This window comes from Patulibacter minatonensis DSM 18081, from assembly GCF_000519325.1.
Lineage (GTDB): Bacteria > Actinomycetota > Thermoleophilia > Solirubrobacterales > Solirubrobacteraceae > Patulibacter > Patulibacter minatonensis.
In genome coordinates this window covers 2,545,522-2,563,270 of record NZ_KI912613.1, presented here as the reverse complement: position 1 = coordinate 2,563,270, position 17,749 = coordinate 2,545,522, and the positions used below count along the sequence as shown (strand labels likewise).

The window sequence follows — 17,749 nt, the reverse complement described above, 5'->3', positions numbered from 1 at the left end:
GGCCGGCCCGCCACGGCCGGCCGCCGCGCGTGCGCGCCGCCCGCCGATGCGCTGTGATGCACCGATGAGCAGCCCCGAGGCCCCCGCTCCCGCGACCGCCCCCAAGGGCCCCCTGGTGGCCGTCATCACCGGCGCCTCCAGCGGCCTGGGCGAGGCCGCGGCCCGGCGGCTCGCGCAGGAGCCGAACGCGAGGATCGTCCTCGTCGCCCGCCGCGAGGACCGCCTCGAGGCGCTGGCGATGACCCTGCCGGCGACCGTCACCTGGGTCGCCGTCGACCTCACCGCGGATGATGCGCCGACCACCGTCCGCGACCACGTCCGCGCCGAGCACGGCCTGCCGACACTGCTCGTCAACAACGCCGGCGCCGGCTTCCGCGCGCGCTTCGGGTCGGAGCAGAACGGCGGCTGGGAGAACGTCCGCCGGACGATGGCGATCAACTTCGACGCCGTCGTCCGGCTGACCGAGGCGCTGCTCCCCGACCTGCGCGCCGCCGCGCCCGCCGCGGTCGTCAACGTCTCGAGCACCGCCGCCCGCGTCGCCCGCCCCGGCACCGGCGCGTACTCGGCGAGCAAGGCCGCGCTCGCCGCGTGGACGGACGCGCTGCGCACCGAGGAGGCCGCCCACGGCGTCCACGTCGGCAACGTCCTGCCGGGCTTCGTCCCCACCGAGGGCTTCCCGCAGACCGAGCTCGTCGACAGCAAGATCGGCCGGCACCTCCTCGGCACCCCGGAGGGCGTCGCCGAGGCGATCGTCGAGGCCGGCCTGGGCCGCAAGGCCGAGCGCTACACGCCGAAGGTCTACGGCCTCGCCGCCGCGCTGCGCTTCGCCGCCCCCGCCCTCACGCGCAAGGTCATGGGCACCGACGCGGCCAAGGCGATGACGACGAAGACGATCTCGGACGACTGATCCGCGGGGTGCCGACGGCGCCGCCCGGTCCGCCGGCGACGATGCTCGCCGGCCGCGAAGCCGGCCCCCCGACCGCGCAGCCGCCACTCTGGTCGAACGGCACCGTCGGCCCGCGGTGGCCCCGCCGCGCAGCGGGTACCCACCGCCGATGACCCCGCCCGTCCCCGTCCTGCGCGCCCCGATGGTCGCTCGGGACCGCGACCTCGCGCCCGGCGCCGGCGCGGCATTCGGGCTCGCCCGCGGCGTGGTCGGGACGGGCGACGCCCTCGACGTCGTCCCGGCCACGATCGACGAGGCCGTCGCCGCGGCCGCCGACCGCCACGGCGAGAAGGCCGGCCGGATGCTCCGCCGGTTCGCGGCCCACGACGACGGCACGTTCGTCTGGACGCGTCCGGACGACGGGTCCTACCGCCTGGGCCGCCTCTCCGGCCCGTGGCACTACGACGACTCCCCGGACGCCCGCGAGGTCGGCATCCACCACGTCCGCCCGGCCACGTGGCTCCCTCGCCGCTTCGACGAGGACGAGGTCCCGGCCGCGGTCGCCGCGACGTTCGCCCGCGGCGGACGCAACCTCCAGCGGACGCACGACGCGGACGCCGAACGACGCACCGCCGAGCTCTGGGACGCCCACGCAGGCGACGCCTGACCCGCGGGAGACCCGCGGCACCCCCCGGACCGTGGCCCCGGCCGACGCGGCCGACGCGGCCGACCCGGCCGACCCGGCCGAGGAGGCCGACCAGGGTGCGGGGCGCGGGAACGCGCACGAAGAGGGGTTCGATCAGGGGCTCACCCGACCCCGCCCGGCCGACCATCCACCGCGAACCCCGGTCGGCACCGCCCCCGCGGCCGGGGTCGCCTACCGTCTCCTGATCGAGACGCCCGACCCCGCACCGACCGACCCGAGCGGTCCGGAGCCCGACGCCGAGCCGTTCGGCCCGCCCGCCCTCACGATCCAGTCCCGCGACCGCGTCCCCGAGCTCGTCCTCGACGTCCCGCGCTGGATGAACGACGACGTCCGCTCGATCCCGGGCCGGTACTTCGATTGGAGCAATCACGTCTGGCGGGCGCCGCTCGGCGTCCACGCCGCGATCGTGGCCCGCCGTCTGCTCGACGACCCTCGCGCCGGGCTGTTCCCCGACGAGCACGTGTCCGCCTGGCTCGGCGGGATGTCGCGCTGGCACGGCGAGACGACGGTGCTCGAGCTCGACGACGGCCCGCGCCTGGCGGTCGTCACCCTGCTCGGCGAGCCGCCGTCCCGTCTGACCGACCACGCCGAGCGCATGAGCCCGGAGGCCGCGACCGCGGCGCTCGGCATCAGTTCGCGCGCGGTCGACCTCGTGTCCTTCGACGCCGACGGCGTCCAGCTCCTGGACCGCATCGACGGCCTCGTGGTCGACACGCGCGTGATGCTCGCGTCCGCCGACCTGCGCATCGGCCGGATGCCGGCGGCGGCGACGCTGCGAGCGGGCCGCGACGACCAGAAGTCTCCGCGCCTCGAGCTCCTCCCCGGTTGGAGCAGCCGCCTGCACGCAAGGTTCCAGGAGCTCCCCGAGGCGACGCCGATCGACACGACCCCCGGTCGGGGCTACCGGCGCGGCGACGCGCCGATCGACGCCGCGACGACGCTCGCGGTGCCCGCCGACCCGTCGCTCTACGACGCGGTCGAGCGCCTGATCCGCGATCACCCGACGCTCCTGGTGACGACCGCGGCCCGCGACCAGCTCGCGATCATGAAGGTCGAGCACGAGGAGCGGATCGAGACGATCGACCTCTCCCAGGCCGAGCGCGCGAGCCCGCTGAAGCGCACGAAGGCCGGCGAGCCGCTCGCGCTCGGCGGGGAGCTCCAGCCCTTCCAGCACGCCGGCGTCCGCTACCTGCTCAAGCGCCGGCGCTCGTTCCTCGCCGACGAGCAGGGCCTCGGCAAGACGGTCCAGGCGCTCGCGACCCTCGAGGTCGACGGGGCGTTCCCGGCCGTCGTCGTCTGCCCGGCGGGCATGAAGCTGACCTGGGAGCGCGAGGCCGCGAAGTGGCTGCCCCACCGGCGCGTCGCGGTGCTCCACGGCCGGGGCCTGGCGCAGTGGGAGCCCCGCGACTCGCCGAAGGAGACCCTGAAGGCCGTCGCCGACCGCCCGAACCCGTGGGCCACGCCGCTCGACACGTCGGGCTTCGCGGAGCCGCGCGACGCGGACATCGTCGTCCTGAACTACGAGATCGTCGAGGCGCACCTCGACCCGCTCACCGCACGCGTCCCGCGGGCGGTCGTCTTCGACGAGTCGCACTACTGCAAGCAACCGACGGCGAAGCGCACGAAGGCGGCGATGAAGCTCTCGAAGGCCGTCGTGCCCGACGGCCTCCGCCTGGCGCTGACCGGCACCCCGGTCCTGAACCAGCCGCGCGAGCTGACCGCCCAGCTCCGCCTGATCGACCGCCTGAAGGACTTCGGCTCCGGCGCCGAGCTCGCCCGTCGGTTCCAGGGCCCGGAGTCCCACGACCGCCTGCACTGGCACCTGCGCTCCCGCGGCTTCGTGCGCCGGCTGAAGCAGGACGTCCTCCCCCAGCTGCCCGCGAAGCGCCGCGTCGAGGTGCCGCTCGAGCTGAAGGACCCGACGGAGTACCGCCTGGCCGAGAAGGACGTCATCGCGTGGCTCCGCACCCAGCCGCTCGACCTCTCGGAGCTCGACGCGAAGATCGCCGCCGCCCTGCGCGCCGAGCAGCTCGTCCGCATGAACCACCTGCGGCGCCTCGCCGCGCGCGGCAAGCTCGCGGGCGCCGTCGCGTGGGTCGAGAGCTTCCTCGCGTCGGGCGAGGCGCTCGTCGTCTTCGCGCAGCACCGCGAGATGCAGCTCGGCCTGCTCGAGCGCTTCCCGGGGGCGCTGCACATCCTGGGCGACGACTCCGCGAGCGCGCGCGACGACGCCGTGCGCCGGTTCCAGGCGGGGAAGCACCTCGACATCGAGCACCCGGCCGAGCGCCTGATCGTCTGCTCCATGCGCGCCGCCGCCCAGGGCATCACGCTGACCCGCGCGTCGAACGTCGCGTTCCTCGAGCTCGACTGGACCCCGGCGATGCACGACCAGGCCGAGGACCGCTGTCACCGCATCGGCCAGGACGACGCCGTCACCGCCTGGTACCTGCTGTGCCCCGGCACGATCGACGACGAGATGAGCGACATCCTCGAGACGAAGCGCCAGGTGATCGACGCCGTGGTCGACGGCAACCAGGTGCCCGACGAGCCGGTCAGCCTGGCGGTCGTCCGGGCGCTCCGCGAGCGCGGGCGGGCGGAGCGGTCCCCGGACGGTCCGGCCGACCCCGACGACCGGGACTGACCGGAGGCCGGGGCCGTCCGCTCAGGCCGGCGGGGACCGCAGCACCGACCGGCCGGAGTGCGCCCGGCCGTCGGTGGCCGACTGGACCGTGACGTCCATCGTCGGGTACCGCGAGGCGGCGGGGGTGACGCGGAAGCGGGCCTGCACGGTGCCGTCGGCGCGGACGCGGAACGTGCCGACGCTGACCGCGTGGCGTTCGTCGCGCATCATCCACAGCTCGTACCACCGGCCCTTGCCGGTCGGCGCGAGGCCATGGGCGCGCAGCATCACCCGGCCGTCGCGGCCGGGGACCATGCGGGCGACGCCCCCGGCGGCGGAGGGCGCGGACGCCATCCGGACGAGCGGCACGGCGGGGGCCCGCTCCAGGCCCGCGTCCGCACGCGCCCCGTCGGACGGCGGGCCGTCGTCGGTGCCGCCGCGCAGCACGAAGCCCGCCGCGAAGGCGAGCACGAGCGCCACGGTGAGCGCCGCAGCCACGAACGGCGCGGCGATGCGGTGCTCGCCGGCATCGCCGCGGACGCACACCCGGGACCACAGCGGCACGGGCTCGCCCGCGCCCTCGGGGACGAAGCGGAGCGCCGGTGTCGTCGCGGCGTGCCAATCCTCCGCCTCGAGGGCGGAGAACGCGTCGGCGAGGCGCCCGACGGCAGCGGCGTCCGCGGCGTCGACCTCGGCGAGCAGCGCCCGGCGCTCGTCATCGGTCAGGTCCTCGAGCACGAGGCGCTCGGGGTCGAGGCGGCGGGTCACGAGGTGGCCTCCGCCTCGTCGAGGTGGGCCCGCAGCTTCCGCAGGGCGCGCACCATCCGCGCCTTGACGGTGCCCAGCGGCAGGTCGAGCTTCGCCGCGATCTCGGTCTGGCTGAGCTCCTCGTAGAAGCGCAGACGGAGGAGTTCGCGCTCGTGGTCGGGCAACGTCGCCAGCAGTTCGATCGCCTCCCACCGGTCGATCGCGAGGTCCGTCGGGTCGGGCCGGTCCCCGCCGCCGGACAGGCGCACGATCTCGTCGGCGCTCACGGGCTCCGGGACGCGTCGGCGCAGGTGGTCGATCGCGCGGCTGCGGGCGATCGTGAGGATCCAGGTGAGCAGGCCGGCGCGCTCGGGGTCGTACTGGTCCGCGCGGCGCCACACCTCGGCGAAGACCTGCTGCTGCACGTCGTCGGCGGCGTCGCGGTCCCGGAGCGTACGCAGCAGCACCCCGTAGCTCGCGGAGCCGTACTGCGCGTAGAGGTCGGCGATGACGTCGGCGTCCCCGCGGCGGAGCCGCCGCGCCAGACGGCGTTCCTGCCCGTCCGGTGGGTTCCGACGCCGATCCACGTCGGACATGATCCCCCACCGCGCCGACGGCCGCGTGCTGCCCGGGTGCGCGAGCGGGAGAGGATGGGTGGCCCAGGCCATGCAGAGGTGGTACGCGGGCGCCCGGCGGGTGGTTGCTGCGGTCGCGGCAAATGGACGATCGGGGCCGCCGCCGACTCGTCCGGGTACCGCGGGATGGCGCGGTCCGACGTCCGCCGCGGCGGACGTCGTACGCGTCGCGCCCGGCGGCGGGCCCGCCGCGGGCGCGCACGTCGGACGCATCCCCGCGCACCGCCGCGTGAGAACGGTCACGTTGCGCCCGCGATTGCGCGATGATGGGGGCTCATGCAGGACCAGACCCGGAGCAGGACCATGACCCCCACGCGCCCGCACCACCGCCTACGTCTCCTCGCCGTCGCCGGCGGCACGACCGCGGCGCTGCTGGCGGCCACCTCCCCCGCCTCGGCGGCGGAGACGACCGCCAAGGCCACCGGCACGACGACGATCAAGCTGTCGACCGCGCTCAGCAACGCGATGAAGAAGGGCAAGGTCCAGCTGAAGGGCGTCTCGCCCGCCAAGCGCGGCGACACCGCGGTCAAGCTGCCGCTGAAGTCCGCGACGGTCGACATGGAGGCCGGCTCCGGCACCCTGAACCACTCCGGCGCGTTGAAGTTCACCCGCCGTGGCCGCTCGATCACGCTGAAGGCGTTCCGCCTGGCGATCACACCGAGCGCGTCGACGGTGTCCGTCACGATCGGCAGCAGCTCGGTCCGCGCCTTCAACGTCGACGCGTCGGCCGTGAAGATCAAGCAGACCTCCAAGAAGGTGACGCTGAGCGACCTGAAGGTCACGCTCACCCCGATCGGCGCATCGCGGCTGAACCGCGCGCTGAAGATCCAGCGGTTCAAGAGCGGCATGTCGCTCGGCGTGGGCTCGGCCTCGGTGAACACCCCGGGCGGCACGGGCACCGGCGGCGCCTCCGGCTCGGCGACGGTCCTCTCGAGCGGCACCACGACGCTGTCCCTGACGCCCGAGGCGAAGGCCGGCCTCGTCGCCGGCGGCGCGACCCTGTCGACGATCGCGCCCGCGACCGGCAGCGGCTCGGGCCCGTACGCGTTCCCGATCACGGGCGGCGCGCTCGACGGGTCGAAGGCGTTCGCCGGCACCACGACCCTCTCGGGATCGCTCGTCCTCACCGCCCAGGGCCAGTCGGTCACGTTCGTCGACCCGATCGTCGACCTCGCCAACTCGGTCGTCACCGCGGTCGTCAACGGCAACCGCGTCGAGCTGTTCTCGCTCGACCTGAGCACGATCCGCAACGTCGCCTACGAGGGACAGCTCGTCCTCGACGGCATCGTCGTCAAGCGGGCGAAGTCCGGGCCGCTCTCGGATCCGAACGGCACCCCGTCGGGCGTGATCGGCACGCTCCGCATCGACGCGAAGACGAAGTAGACGCGGTCCCGGGCGTCCCGGCGAGCGCCGGGGCGCCAATCGCGTTCGGGCACCCACACTTAGGATCCCCTTTGATAGGGTCCCCTCTGTGCAGGGGTACCACGCCACTCCCCAGGACCGCATCCCGGAGGCCGGGTTCCGCGCCCGCCGCTGGGGACGCTTCGAGCGCGACCTCCACGCCTGGATGGAATCGCCCGAGGGCCGCTTCGCGGCGTGGCGCGCCCACGCCTCCGTGACCGGCGAGCACGCGACCGGCACCACGCGGCGCGACTGACCGCCCAGTCGGCCCACCGCCGACTCCAGGACCGCCGCCCGCACCACCGATCCCAACGACGAACGCCCGCTCCGCGGGCGTTCGTCGTTCCCGCCCCGCGAACGTCACGAACCGTCCGCCCCGGGTTCGCACGTACGCGCGCCCGCGCGCATCCCTGCGAGGCAGCCGGGTACGGGGCGAGAAGGCCCGGATCCCCAGTGTGCAAAGGGCACCCGAAGTCGCCGGCCGCGCGGGACGGCGACGAACGAAGGGGGCCCTTAATTGAAATCATTAGCTATAGTGGCTTCAACGCACCACCCGAAGGAGCACCGCATGACCATCACCCATCACGCCAGCGCCGGAATCCTCTCCGACCAGAACGCCGCCAAGCGCGAGGAGATCGTCGAGCTCCTCACGACCGCGTACTGGATGGAGATCGAGACCGTCACCAACTACCTCCAGCAGTCCGTCAACCTCGACGGCATCCGCGCCAAGGAGATCGCCGCGGACCTCGGGCAGGACGTCGGCGAGGAGCTCGGCCACGCGAAGCAGTTCGCGGAGCGCATCAAGGACCTCTACGGCACGGTGCCGGGGTCGTCCGACTTCCCGAAGGACTTCGACTCGGGCCTGCAGCCGCTCGACGACGCGACCGACGTCGCCACGGTCATCAAGGGCGTCATCGCCGCCGAGGCCGGCGCGATCTCGCACTACACCCGCATCATCGAGGCCACCGACGGCGTCGACTGGGCGACGCAGGACATGGTCATCGCCATCCTGCGCGACGAGGAGGGCCACATGCGCACCTACGAGCGCTACCTCCGCGAGTACGAGGGCTGATCGCCTCCCGGCCGGCGCCTCACCGCCGGCCACCGGCCACCGGCAGCACCGACGACCGCCCTCCGGGGCGGTCGTCGTCGTTCCGCGCCGCGCACGGAGCGGTCGGGGCTCCGGCTGCGAGAGGATGACGCCACCCTGCCCTCCGACGGGAGACCCCGGTGCCCGAGACCCTGCAGCTCCTGAAGTACGAGTACGTCGACGACATGGCGACGTTGCGCACGCCCCATCGCGACGCCCACCTGGCCGCCATCGAGCGCTCCCGGGTGGCGGGGGACCTCGTGATCGGCAGCGCGGTCGGGGATCCGGTCCACACCGGCGTCCTGGGCTTCCGGGGCGGACCCGAGGTCGCCGAGGCGTTCGCCGCCGCCGACCCCTACGCCGCGGCGGGCCTGATCGTGTCCCACACCGTGGAGCCGTGGGTCGTCGTCACCCCGCTCCCGGCGCCGCCGCAGTAGTCCCCGCCCCCTCCCGGCGTCGCGCCTCAGGCGACGACGCCGGCCTCGCGGAGGCGCTTCAGGCGCCACCCGAGGACCCGCGGGCGCTTCTGCCGCTGGGCGTCGTCGCCCTCGTCGACGAGCCGCTCGGCCAGCGTGACGTACCCCGCCCCGCCCACCGCCAGCAGCACGTCGTCCAGGCACCGGACCTGGTTGCGCTCCCAGGTCACGCCTTCCCGGAACGTCCGGTCGATCGCGCCGACGTCGACGCTGCGGACCGCGTCGCGGAGGGCCTCGACCGTGTCGAAGCCCGACTCGAGCGCGTGGCGGCGGATCCACTCCTCGGACCCCGCCCCGCGGCTGGGCGGCGCGGACGGGAAGGCCTCCGCCAGGAACGACCGCATCGCCCGCGCGGTGAGGCGGTTGCCGACGGGGCGCTCCCGCGGATGCTCCGCGGCGACCTCGAGGCCCTCGGGCCGACGGGACGGCTCCTGACGGGCGCTCCCGGCCGCGGCGTCGTCGATCTCCTGCAGCAGCTCGTCGACCATCTCGATGAGCGCGGCGGCGCGGTCGAACTTGCGCGACACGCGCGAGCCGGCCGCGCCCTTGTACCGGGAGGCGTGCTCGAGTTCCGCCCACACGTGCTGCAGCTGGGTCCGCAGCTGGATCTCGATGCGCGGGAGCCGGTAGTCCTTCGGCGGCGACGGCGCGCCGAGCGAGGGCTCGGGCGTCACGAGCACGTGGACGCTCTGGTACCCGAACGCCCGCGCGTCGCTGTGGTCGTCGCCCTTGTTGCGGACCTCGTTAACGCGCAGGGCGTCGTCGTCGGCGATCGCCTGCTCGACGGCCTCGACCTGGGCCGGGAGGAACGCGATCACCCGCAGGGCGAGCTGGTCCCCGATGTCGTCCGTGGGGAACCGGTACTGCGGCCGGCCCGGATCTTCGGGATCGGCCGCCCCGGCCTTCTGCTCGAACGACGCCGGCGCCTTGATCCGCCACTCGACCTCGGACTGGTTCTCCGGGATGCCGGCCGCCGAGATCAGCTCCCGCAGATGGGTGTCCATCGTGTCGCCCAGCCGGCGCAGGAACGCCTGGTAGGACGGGAGCTCGTAGTGACGGCGTGCCTCGCGGGCGTGCTCGATGTGGGATCGGTCGGACATCGGCGGCGCCGCCCAGCCTCGCACGCCGGGCGGTCGGCAGCCGTGGCCCCACCGCCCGGCCGAGAGGGAGCACCCCGTCGCCGCCCGCCGACCCGACGGAGCGGGCCGACCCGGGCCGCGCGCTACGCTCGGAGGATGAGCGAGCCGCGACAGGGATCGGCCGATCCGAGCTGCCCCAACGGCGTCTGCTCCTCGAGCGCCCCGCCGCTGATCGGCTCGATCCTGACGGGCTCCGGCCTGACGCTCGACCGCGCCGTCGAGCTCCTGAAGCAGGGGGCCGAGCTGCCGCTGACCGACGTGCAGCTCCGCATCGTCGAGGAGCGCGCGATGGACACCGCCGGTTGAGGTAGGGCCACCGAAGGTGACATGCGTCGGGGCGGCGATGCGCGCCCCGATTCGTGTTAGGGTTTCCGAACTCCGAGTCCTGCGGTGGGTCTTCCGCGCAGGACCGTCCGTTCGACCGATCCGACCGCATGCACGACTCACCCGCCGATCCGGACCAGGCTCCCTGGACGCACCTCTGCCTCGGCGATCACGAGATCCTCGTGCACCGCTCGGCCGTCACGACCCTCGCGCCGCGCGGGGTCCGGACGAGCGACCGCCACGACTGGTTCGTGTCGCGGACGGACGCCGACCGGTGGGTCGTCTTCCGCCGCAGCGAGCACCTCGACGCCGTCACCGCGACGTCCGTCCTGGACCGCGCGTCACGCGACGCCGACTGGCAGGTCCAGCTGCTCGGCCGGTCGAGGACCGAGCTCGCGGCCGCCCCGATCGCGGTCGCGGACCTGCAGCGCGCCGCGATCGCGGGACTGGGCGCGTCGTGCGGCCGGCGTCTGCGCGCCGCCCTCCCCGAGGAGCGCGCGGAGGCCGCGGGCATCGCCCCGATGCCGGGCGAGCGTCCCCCGTCGCCCGACGACCTGCCGCCGTTGACCACCGCGCTGCCGGCCGACCCGACCGCCGACAGCATCGTCCTCGGCGAGGTGCTGCCCGTCCGGTGCGCGGCGGCGTTCCACCGCCACGGTCTCGCGACGCTCCAGGACGTCGCCCGCCTGTCCGACACGCAGCTCCGCACGCTGCCGGGCGTCGAGGACCAGACCCGCAGGCACGTCCTCGCGGCGTTGCGCCGGCACGGTCTGCTCCTGGCCCCGGAGCGCTCGTCGGTCGCCGACCTGCGCGACCGACGGGACGGCCGCCGACGGCAGGCGGCCCGCTTCGCCGAGCTGCTCCAGCGCGGCTATGGGGTCGAGCAGATCGCCGCGCACACCCGGCGCACCGTCGGCTACGTGCGCCTGGTCCTGGGCGACCGCGCGGCCTGATCCGGGTCCACCGGTGCGGCCGGAGCCCCGACGACCGGCACGCGCACCGCGCGGGCCCGGCGCGTCCGCCCGAGCCGCGCAGCCGTACCCAGGGAGATGACCGAGAACGTCTGGGACTACCCCCGCCCGCCCCGCCTCGAGCCCGTCGGGCGACGCGTCCGGATCGTCCTCGGCGGCGTCACGATCGTCGACACCGACGACGCCCTCCGCGTCCTGGAGACGAGCCACCCGCCCACGGTCTACGTCCCGCCCGCCGCGTTCGCCACCGGTGTCCTCGCCGACGCCGACGGGTCCTCGTTCTGCGAGTGGAAGGGCGTGGCGCGGTACCACGACCTCAGCGCCGGCGGGACGTCGGCGTCCCGGGCCGGATGGTCGTACCCGCGACCGACCTCCGCCTTCCTCGCCCTCCGCGACCACGTCAGCGTCTATCCCAGCCGGATGGACGCCTGCTTCCTGAACGACGAACGCGTCCAGGCGCAGGAGGGGGACTTCTACGGCGGCTGGATCACCGACGACCTCGAGGGCCCGTTCAAGGGCGGTCCGGGGACGCGCGGCTGGTGAGGTCGTCGACCGAGCGGGTACCTCGGTCCCTCAGAACAGCCGGTCGCCCGCCGCGCCGCCGGCCAGCCCCGCCGTCGGACTCGGGCCGGCCGAGCCCTCGGGCTGGCAGACCGGGCAGTCGTGGACCGTCCGCCCGGCCATCGGGTACGTCCGGACCGGGCCGCCGCAGTCGTGGCAGTGCTCGCGGCGGTACACGCGGACGGTGCGATGACGGACGCGGTCGGCGCGGGCACGCGGGCCCTCGCCCTTGGTGGCGCGCCCGGCCTTCACGGGCTTGTCGTGCTCGTCGCGGATCGTGACGATGCGCCGCTCGCGCACCCCGTCGGCCAGCATCTTGGCCATCGTGCCCCACAGCACCATGGCCCGCTCGTCCCCCAGGTCCTTCGCCGGGAGCCGTGGATCGATCCCGTCCACGTGCAGCGCCTCGGCGCGATAGACGTTCCCGATGCCGGCCACGACCGACTGGTCCATGATCGCGGCGCCGATGGGGATGCGCCTCCGCCGCAGGGTCGCGACGAACCGCTCCGGGTCGGCGTCGCGGCGCAGCGGGTCGGGACCCAGCCGGGCCAGGAGCGCAGCCTCCTCGTCGGGCTCGAGGAGCGCGCACGCCACGGCGCCCGAGAGGTCGACGGTCCACCGCTCGCCGATCATCCGCAGCCGCTTCTCGCCCTTCGGCTCCTCGGGCGGCGAGTGCTGCCGACGGAAGCGCCCGAACAGCCCGAGGTGCACGTGCAGCGTCAGGTCGTCCTCGAAGCGGTAGAGCAGGTGCTTCCCGTACGCGTCGACCTTCGCGAACGACCGGCCGTCGAGCACCTTGGCGGTCTCCGTCGCCCGCCCCTGCGGGGAGGTCACGCGGAGCGGCTCGCGAGCCAGGTCGCGCACGTGGTCGCGGGCGAGTCGGTGGATGGTGTGGCCTTCGGGCATCGGTCTCGATGATGTCGTGGTCGGGGTTCGGGCGGGGGCTGCGTCGGCCGGCGTGCGTGCCGGGGAACGTCGGTGGTGGGGCACGGTGGCCCCAGGAAGAAGGCGCGGGCCGGGCGGCGTGTCACAGGAGCGGGCCGGGCGGCGTGACCGGTGCGCCGGACGGCGTGGTGGCGGCGCACCCGCGACGCCGGGCGCGATGGACTCGGCCGCGATCTCCGTCAGGCGCCGCGGGCTCGGTCGGCGGGCAGCGCCTTCCGCCACGCGGAGAACGAGCGGGCACTCCGACCGTGAGGCCGCGTGAGCCACGGCCACGGGTGGGCCTCGACGACCGACAGGCGGTCCGCGAGCCGGCGCCAGCCGGGAACCGGGGTCCAGGTCGCGGCGAGCCGCCGCCCCGCGAGCACCCGCCGCGGGGACCCGAGGTGCACCTCGAGCTCCCGGTGCTCACCGATCTCGGCCAGCGTCTCGGCCAGGAACACGAGCCGCTTGCCCGAGAGCCGCCACCCGCGAAGCCGGTCCTCGTCGAGGACGAAGACCACCGGGAGCTCCGGCCGCGCGGCGAGCGCCGGGTCGGAGCTCCCCAGGCTCTCCGCGGTGAGCCACACGGCGTCGGGCTCCCCCTCCCGCACGACGAGCTCAGGGCCTCCGGTCGCGGCAGGATCGGGATCGCGACGCAGCACCTCCGGAGGGGCGACGTCGGCGCCTTTCGGGAGGTCGGGGAAACGTTCGACGGGACAGCGGTCCCGCAGGGCGCACGACGCGCAGAGGCCGGGGGCCCGCTTCTCCACCTGCCACCGAGAGAACCCGTACGGCCTGCCGGTCGCCGTCCCGACCGTCCACTGCCACCCGAGGCGGTTGGCGGCGCGCGAGCCGTCGAGCAGGTGCCGGAAGAACGCGTCCTCGCCGTCCTGCCAGGGCGCACCGGAGCGGAGGGCCCATTGGGACGCCATCCACATCCGCGTCTGGTTCACGAGCCACCCGTCGCGGCGCAGCTCGACGCGACACAGGTCCACGCACGCCATCTCCCGCGGCCACGGGTCGCCGTCGGTGGAGGGCACCGGCGGCGCCTCGTGGCGCAGCGGGACGGCCGACGCCGTCCCGAGGCGTGCGTAGACGTGCCGGGCGTACTCCTGCCAGAGCAACTCGTCGCGGAACTTGCCGCGGTCCCGGGCGGGTGCGGCCTCCGCTCGGCCCCACACGTCCTGCAGCGTCAGCAGTCCGTGCCGGATGTACGGGGACAGTCGTGTGGCACCGCGACGGTCGACGGGCCACACCTCGTTGCGCGTGCCGGCGTACCCCCGGACGTCGAGCTCCTCGATCGCCGCGTCGGCCGCCGACTGCCCGCCGCGGAAGGCGGGTGACCGCCTGATCCCTTCGGCGCCCTCGAGCGCGAGATGTCCCAGGTGCTCTGCGACCCACCGCTCAGCGGCGGCCGGGTCACGGGGCGGGATGGCGGGGAGCCGCGACACGAGGCGCCTGTACCCTTCCGCGTGCGGGGCACCGCCGTCGGCGCCCGCATCACCGTCGAGCGGTCGCGGACACCCTCAGCTTCCGCGCGTGTGGTGCCACCCCTCGCACACCTCGCACCGGTAGACGGCGGCACGGGCACCCGCGCCGGGCTGGTGCATGATCGCGAAGGCACGGGCTTCAGCTTCCGACGCGTACCGGTCCTTGCGGGCGCAGACGGTACGTGCCCGATCGCGTGCGGCCGCCGCCCGTGCCGGGTCCTGCGGGCGAGGACCCGACGGCCGTGGCGCGGACCGGTGGTCTCTGGGGCCCTGGGGCTTCCTGCGCGGCACCGTCGGAACGTAGCGTGCCGGCGGGCCGTGTGCCCGGGATGCTGGGGCGACGCCACGTGGGTCTGCGTCACGTCGGGCAGGGTCGGCGAACAGTCGTGGAACGACGAAGCGCCCCGCACGATCGTGCGGGGCGCTTCAATCTAATTTCGGCGGCGACCTACTCTCCCAGGCCCTTGCGAGCCAAGTACCATCGGCGCTGAGGGGCTTAACTACTCTGTTCGGAAAGGGAAGAGGTGTATCCCCCTCGCCATAACCACCGAAAAGCCTCGAAAAACCGAGCACCCCGGGGGCCCTTGAAAACTACACAGCGGGTATCACAAAAACCGTCAAGCCCTCGGACCATTAGTACCGGTCTCCTACAGACATTACTGTCCTTCCAGATCCGGCCTATCAACCTGGTGGTCTACCAGGGTCCTTACTCCCTCAAAGGGGATGGGAGAATTCATCTCGAGGCCGGCTTCCCGCTTAGATGCTTTCAGCGGTTATCCGATCCAGACGTAGCTAATCTGCAATGCCCTTGGCAGAACAACAGATACACCAGAGGTCCGTTCACCCCGGTCCTCTCGTACTAGGGGCAAATCCTCTCAATTCTCCAACGCCCATGGCAGATAGGGACCGAACTGTCTCACGACGTTCTGAACCCAGCTCGCGTGCCGCTTTAATGGGCGAACAGCCCAACCCTTGGGACCTACTACAGCCCCAGGATGCGACGAGCCGACATCGAGGTGCCAAACCGAGCCGTCGATGTGGACTCTTGGGCTCGATAAGCCTGTTATCCCCGGCGTACCTTTTATCCGTTGAGCGACGGCGCTTCCACTTGCTACCGCCGGATCACTAAGACCTACTTTCGTACCTGCTCGACCTGTAAGTCTCGCAGTCAAGCTCCCTTACTGCCTTTGCACTCTACGCACGGTTTCCAACCGTACTGAGGGAACCTTTGTACGCCTCCGTTACACTTTAGGAGGCGACCGCCCCAGTCAAACTACCCGCCTGGCACTGTTCCCGACCCGGATTCACGGCGTCAGGTTAGAAGTCCAATACATCAGGGGTGGTATCTCAAAGTTGGCTCCACACAGACCGCAATCCATGTCTCGTAGCCTCCCACCTATTCTGAGCAAAATGCATCGAACCCCAATACCAAGTTGTAGTAAAGGTGCACGGGGTCTTTCCGTCTAGCCACGGGTACTCGGCATCTTCACCGAGACTGAAATTTCACCGAGCCCCTCGTTGAGACAGCGTTCAACTCGTTACGCCATTCGTGCAGGTCGGAACTTACCCGACAAGGAATTTCGCTACCTTAGGACCGTTATAGTTACGGCCGCCGTTTACCGGGGCTTAGTTTCGCTGCTTCGCCTTACGACTAACAACTCCACGTAACCTTCCGGCACCGGGCAGGCGTCAGCCCCTATACGTCGTCTTACGACTTTGCAGAGACCTGTGTTTTTGGTAAACAGTCGGTTGAACCTATTCACTGCGGCCCCCTCATGCTCCACCCGCAAGGGCTTCACACTACCGGGGCGCTCCTTCTCCCGAAGTTACGGAGCAATTTTGCCGAGTTCCTTAACGAGGGTTATCTCGATCACCTTAGTATTCTCTACTTTCCCACCTGTGTCGGTTTTGGTACGGGCGCGCGCAACCTCCCTAGAGGCTTTTCTTGGAGCCATGGCGTCAGGGACTCGCCGGCGCGAACGCCAGCTGCCATCGTGCCTCAGGTTATGCAGTCCCGGATTTACCAAAGACCACCCCTACGCAACTTGGTGCAGGAACAACCATCGCCTGCTACCCCTAGCCTCACTCGTCCCCCCATCAGTCAAACGGGTGCGACGCGGTACAGGAATATCAACCTGTTATCCATCGACTACGCCTTTCGGCCTCGCCTTAGGTCCCGACTAACCCTGAGCCGACGAACGTTGCTCAGGAATCCTTAGGAAATCGGTGGAAGAGATTCTCACTCTTCTTTCGTTACTTATGCCAGCATTCTCACTTCCCGCTCCTCCACGACTGGCTTACGCCGCCGCTTCAACGGCACGGGAACGCTCTCCTACCGCTCCACCCAAAGGTGAAGCCCGCGGCTTCGGTGGCATGCTTGAGCCCCGTTGAATTGTCCGCGCCCGAACACTAGACCAGTGAGCTGTTACGCACTCTTTCAAGGATGGCTGCCTCTAAGCCAACCTCCTGGTTGTCTATGCACTCAGACATCGTTACCCACTTAGCATGCACTTAGGGACCTTAGCCGGCGATCTGGGCTGTTTCCCTTTTGACGCTGAAGTTTATCCCCCAGCAACTGACTCCCCGGGTAGACGTATCGGTCTTCGGAGTTTGCCTGGTTTCGGTAATCTGGTAGGACCCCTAGACCAAACAGTAGCTCTACAGCCGACACGCAAATTTACCGGAGGCTATACCTAAATATATTTCGGAGAGAACCAGATATCACTGAGTTTGATTAGCCTTTCACTCCGACCCACAGGTCATCCCCGCAAATTTCACCTTACGTGGGTTCGGTCCTCCACGAGGTCTTACCCCCGCTTCAACCTGCCCATGGGTAGCTCACTCAGTTTCGGGTCTGCCGCATACGACTAAACGCCCTATTCGGACTCGCTTTCGCTACGGCTCCGCTCATCGCTTAACCTCGCCGCATACGAGCAACTCGCTGGCTCGTTATGCAAAAAGCACGCCGTCACACCACAAGGATGCTCCGACCTCTTGTAGGCACACAGTTTCAGGTTCTATTTCACTCCCCTCCCGGGGTTCTTTTCACCTTTCCCTCACGGTACTAGTCCGCTATCGGTCACCTGGAAGTACTTAGCCTTAGAGGGTGGTCCCCCCAGATTCAGTCCGCGTTTCACGGGCGCGGACCTACTCAGGAACAGCTGCGAAAGACTCCATGATTTCGGCTACGGGACGTTTGCCCTCTATGGTGCGCGGTTCCACGCGCTTCGCCTACCATGAAATTTTGTAACTCTCGGCCAGCCGGCTACGACTGACATCGCTGCCCTACAACCCCGAACACGCAACATGTAGCCACTTACACGTGCCCGGTTTAGGCTGATCCCTTTTCGCTCGCCACTACTCAGGGAGTCTCGGTTGATTTACTTTCCTCGGGGTACTGAGATGTTTCACTTCCCCCGCTTACCTCTACCCACCCTATGTGTTCAGATGGGAGTAACGCCGAATTACCAGCGCTGGGTTTCCCCATTCGGAAATCCACGGGTCAAAGGCTGTTAAACGCCTCACCGTGGCTTATCGCAGTCGTCCACGTCCTTCATCGGCTCCAGGTGCCAAGGCATCCACCGTGTGCCCTTACTATCTTGACGGTGATCCCAACGACGTCTTGCATAAAACCGTCGTCAGGGTGATACCCGTCCCCACAACCCGGGCGTTGGAACACAAGGGTCATGAGGAATACTTGCTGTGTAGTTTTCAAAGGCCGCCGAAGAGCAAACCAACCGCAACAAGCACGGCCAGCCGGTCCTTCAAAACGCAACAGC

The 17,749-nt window shown here is 71.1% G+C and carries 15 protein-coding genes and 2 rRNA genes; 10 read left to right on the top strand and 7 right to left on the bottom strand.

Annotated elements, in window-relative coordinates:
* Nucleotides 1-64: 64 nt before the first annotated feature.
* The 3 genes from PATMI_RS29450 (at nucleotide 65) to PATMI_RS0111765 (ending at nucleotide 4,233) form a co-directional block, all read left to right on the top strand.
* On the top strand, nucleotides 65-907 hold the full coding sequence (locus PATMI_RS29450) for an SDR family NAD(P)-dependent oxidoreductase (RefSeq protein ID WP_051471435.1): 843 nt from the start codon (nucleotides 65-67) through the stop codon (nucleotides 905-907).
* Nucleotides 908-1,055: 148 nt separating this feature from the next.
* Nucleotides 1,056-1,553, top strand: a complete 498-nt coding sequence (locus PATMI_RS0111770) for a hypothetical protein (RefSeq protein ID WP_026911039.1) — start codon at nucleotides 1,056-1,058, stop codon at nucleotides 1,551-1,553.
* A gap of 31 nt (nucleotides 1,554-1,584) precedes the next feature.
* Entirely contained in the window at nucleotides 1,585-4,233 is a 2,649-nt protein-coding gene (locus PATMI_RS0111765) for a DEAD/DEAH box helicase (RefSeq protein WP_026911038.1), read from the top strand.
* Between the two features lie 21 nt (nucleotides 4,234-4,254).
* On the opposite strand, the gene PATMI_RS0111760 is transcribed toward PATMI_RS0111765, so the two are convergent.
* Both PATMI_RS0111760 and PATMI_RS0111755 read right to left on the bottom strand, forming a co-directional pair.
* Nucleotides 4,255-4,980, bottom strand: a complete 726-nt coding sequence (locus tag PATMI_RS0111760) for an anti-sigma factor (RefSeq protein ID WP_026911037.1) — start codon at nucleotides 4,978-4,980, stop codon at nucleotides 4,255-4,257.
* The gene (locus tag PATMI_RS0111755; protein WP_026911036.1) at nucleotides 4,977-5,546 is read right to left on the bottom strand and encodes an RNA polymerase sigma factor; all 570 of its coding nucleotides are present in this window, start codon (nucleotides 5,544-5,546) and stop codon (nucleotides 4,977-4,979) included. The genes PATMI_RS0111760 and PATMI_RS0111755 overlap by 4 nt, the downstream gene beginning before the upstream one ends.
* Before the next feature lie 351 nt (nucleotides 5,547-5,897).
* Between PATMI_RS0111755 and PATMI_RS0111750 the strand changes: the two genes are divergently transcribed.
* The 4 genes from PATMI_RS0111750 to PATMI_RS0111735 all read left to right on the top strand — a co-directional run bounded on the left by PATMI_RS0111750 (nucleotide 5,898) and on the right by PATMI_RS0111735 (nucleotide 8,522).
* The gene (locus PATMI_RS0111750) at nucleotides 5,898-6,977 is read left to right on the top strand and encodes an HtaA domain-containing protein (protein WP_157260726.1); all 1,080 of its coding nucleotides are present in this window, start codon (nucleotides 5,898-5,900) and stop codon (nucleotides 6,975-6,977) included.
* A gap of 88 nt (nucleotides 6,978-7,065) precedes the next feature.
* Nucleotides 7,066-7,251 carry a hypothetical protein gene (locus PATMI_RS0111745; protein WP_026911034.1) on the top strand — a complete coding sequence of 62 codons (186 nt, stop codon included), beginning with the start codon at nucleotides 7,066-7,068 and terminating at the stop codon, nucleotides 7,249-7,251.
* A gap of 312 nt (nucleotides 7,252-7,563) precedes the next feature.
* Nucleotides 7,564-8,067: a ferritin-like domain-containing protein gene (locus PATMI_RS0111740; RefSeq protein WP_051471431.1), complete on the top strand. Its 504-nt coding sequence runs from the start codon at nucleotides 7,564-7,566 to the stop codon at nucleotides 8,065-8,067.
* A gap of 158 nt (nucleotides 8,068-8,225) precedes the next feature.
* Entirely contained in the window at nucleotides 8,226-8,522 is a 297-nt protein-coding gene (locus PATMI_RS0111735) for a YciI family protein (protein ID WP_026911032.1), read from the top strand.
* A 26-nt stretch (nucleotides 8,523-8,548) separates the two neighbouring features.
* Here PATMI_RS0111735 and PATMI_RS0111730 read toward each other — a convergent pair whose 3' ends face one another.
* Nucleotides 8,549-9,661 carry a GTP pyrophosphokinase gene (locus tag PATMI_RS0111730; RefSeq protein ID WP_026911031.1) on the bottom strand — a complete coding sequence of 371 codons (1,113 nt, stop codon included), beginning with the start codon at nucleotides 9,659-9,661 and terminating at the stop codon, nucleotides 8,549-8,551.
* A gap of 135 nt (nucleotides 9,662-9,796) precedes the next feature.
* On the opposite strand from PATMI_RS0111730, the gene PATMI_RS0111725 reads away from it, so the two are divergent.
* The 3 genes from PATMI_RS0111725 (at nucleotide 9,797) to PATMI_RS0111715 (ending at nucleotide 11,538) form a co-directional block, all read left to right on the top strand.
* Complete coding sequence (locus tag PATMI_RS0111725) at nucleotides 9,797-10,006, top strand: hypothetical protein (protein ID WP_026911030.1); 210 nt, start codon at nucleotides 9,797-9,799, stop codon at nucleotides 10,004-10,006.
* Between the two features lie 128 nt (nucleotides 10,007-10,134).
* Nucleotides 10,135-10,977 carry a hypothetical protein gene (locus PATMI_RS0111720; protein ID WP_026911029.1) on the top strand — a complete coding sequence of 281 codons (843 nt, stop codon included), beginning with the start codon at nucleotides 10,135-10,137 and terminating at the stop codon, nucleotides 10,975-10,977.
* A 96-nt stretch (nucleotides 10,978-11,073) separates the two neighbouring features.
* Nucleotides 11,074-11,538, top strand: coding sequence for a DUF427 domain-containing protein (locus PATMI_RS0111715; RefSeq protein ID WP_026911028.1), 465 nt, complete (start codon nucleotides 11,074-11,076; stop codon nucleotides 11,536-11,538).
* A gap of 30 nt (nucleotides 11,539-11,568) precedes the next feature.
* On the opposite strand, the gene PATMI_RS29445 is transcribed toward PATMI_RS0111715, so the two are convergent.
* The 4 genes from PATMI_RS29445 to PATMI_RS0111690 all read right to left on the bottom strand — a co-directional run bounded on the left by PATMI_RS29445 (nucleotide 11,569) and on the right by PATMI_RS0111690 (nucleotide 17,575).
* On the bottom strand, nucleotides 11,569-12,462 hold the full coding sequence (locus PATMI_RS29445; protein WP_051471429.1) for an Fpg/Nei family DNA glycosylase: 894 nt from the start codon (nucleotides 12,460-12,462) through the stop codon (nucleotides 11,569-11,571).
* A 218-nt stretch (nucleotides 12,463-12,680) separates the two neighbouring features.
* Nucleotides 12,681-13,931, bottom strand: coding sequence for an FAD-binding domain-containing protein (locus PATMI_RS0111705; protein ID WP_026911027.1), 1,251 nt, complete (start codon nucleotides 13,929-13,931; stop codon nucleotides 12,681-12,683).
* 474 nt (nucleotides 13,932-14,405) lie between these two features.
* Nucleotides 14,406-14,522: ribosomal RNA gene (gene rrf, locus PATMI_RS0111695) — 5S ribosomal RNA — on the bottom strand.
* 61 nt (nucleotides 14,523-14,583) lie between these two features.
* Nucleotides 14,584-17,575 (bottom strand): 23S ribosomal RNA (locus PATMI_RS0111690).
* Between the last annotated feature and the right edge of the window lie 174 nt (nucleotides 17,576-17,749).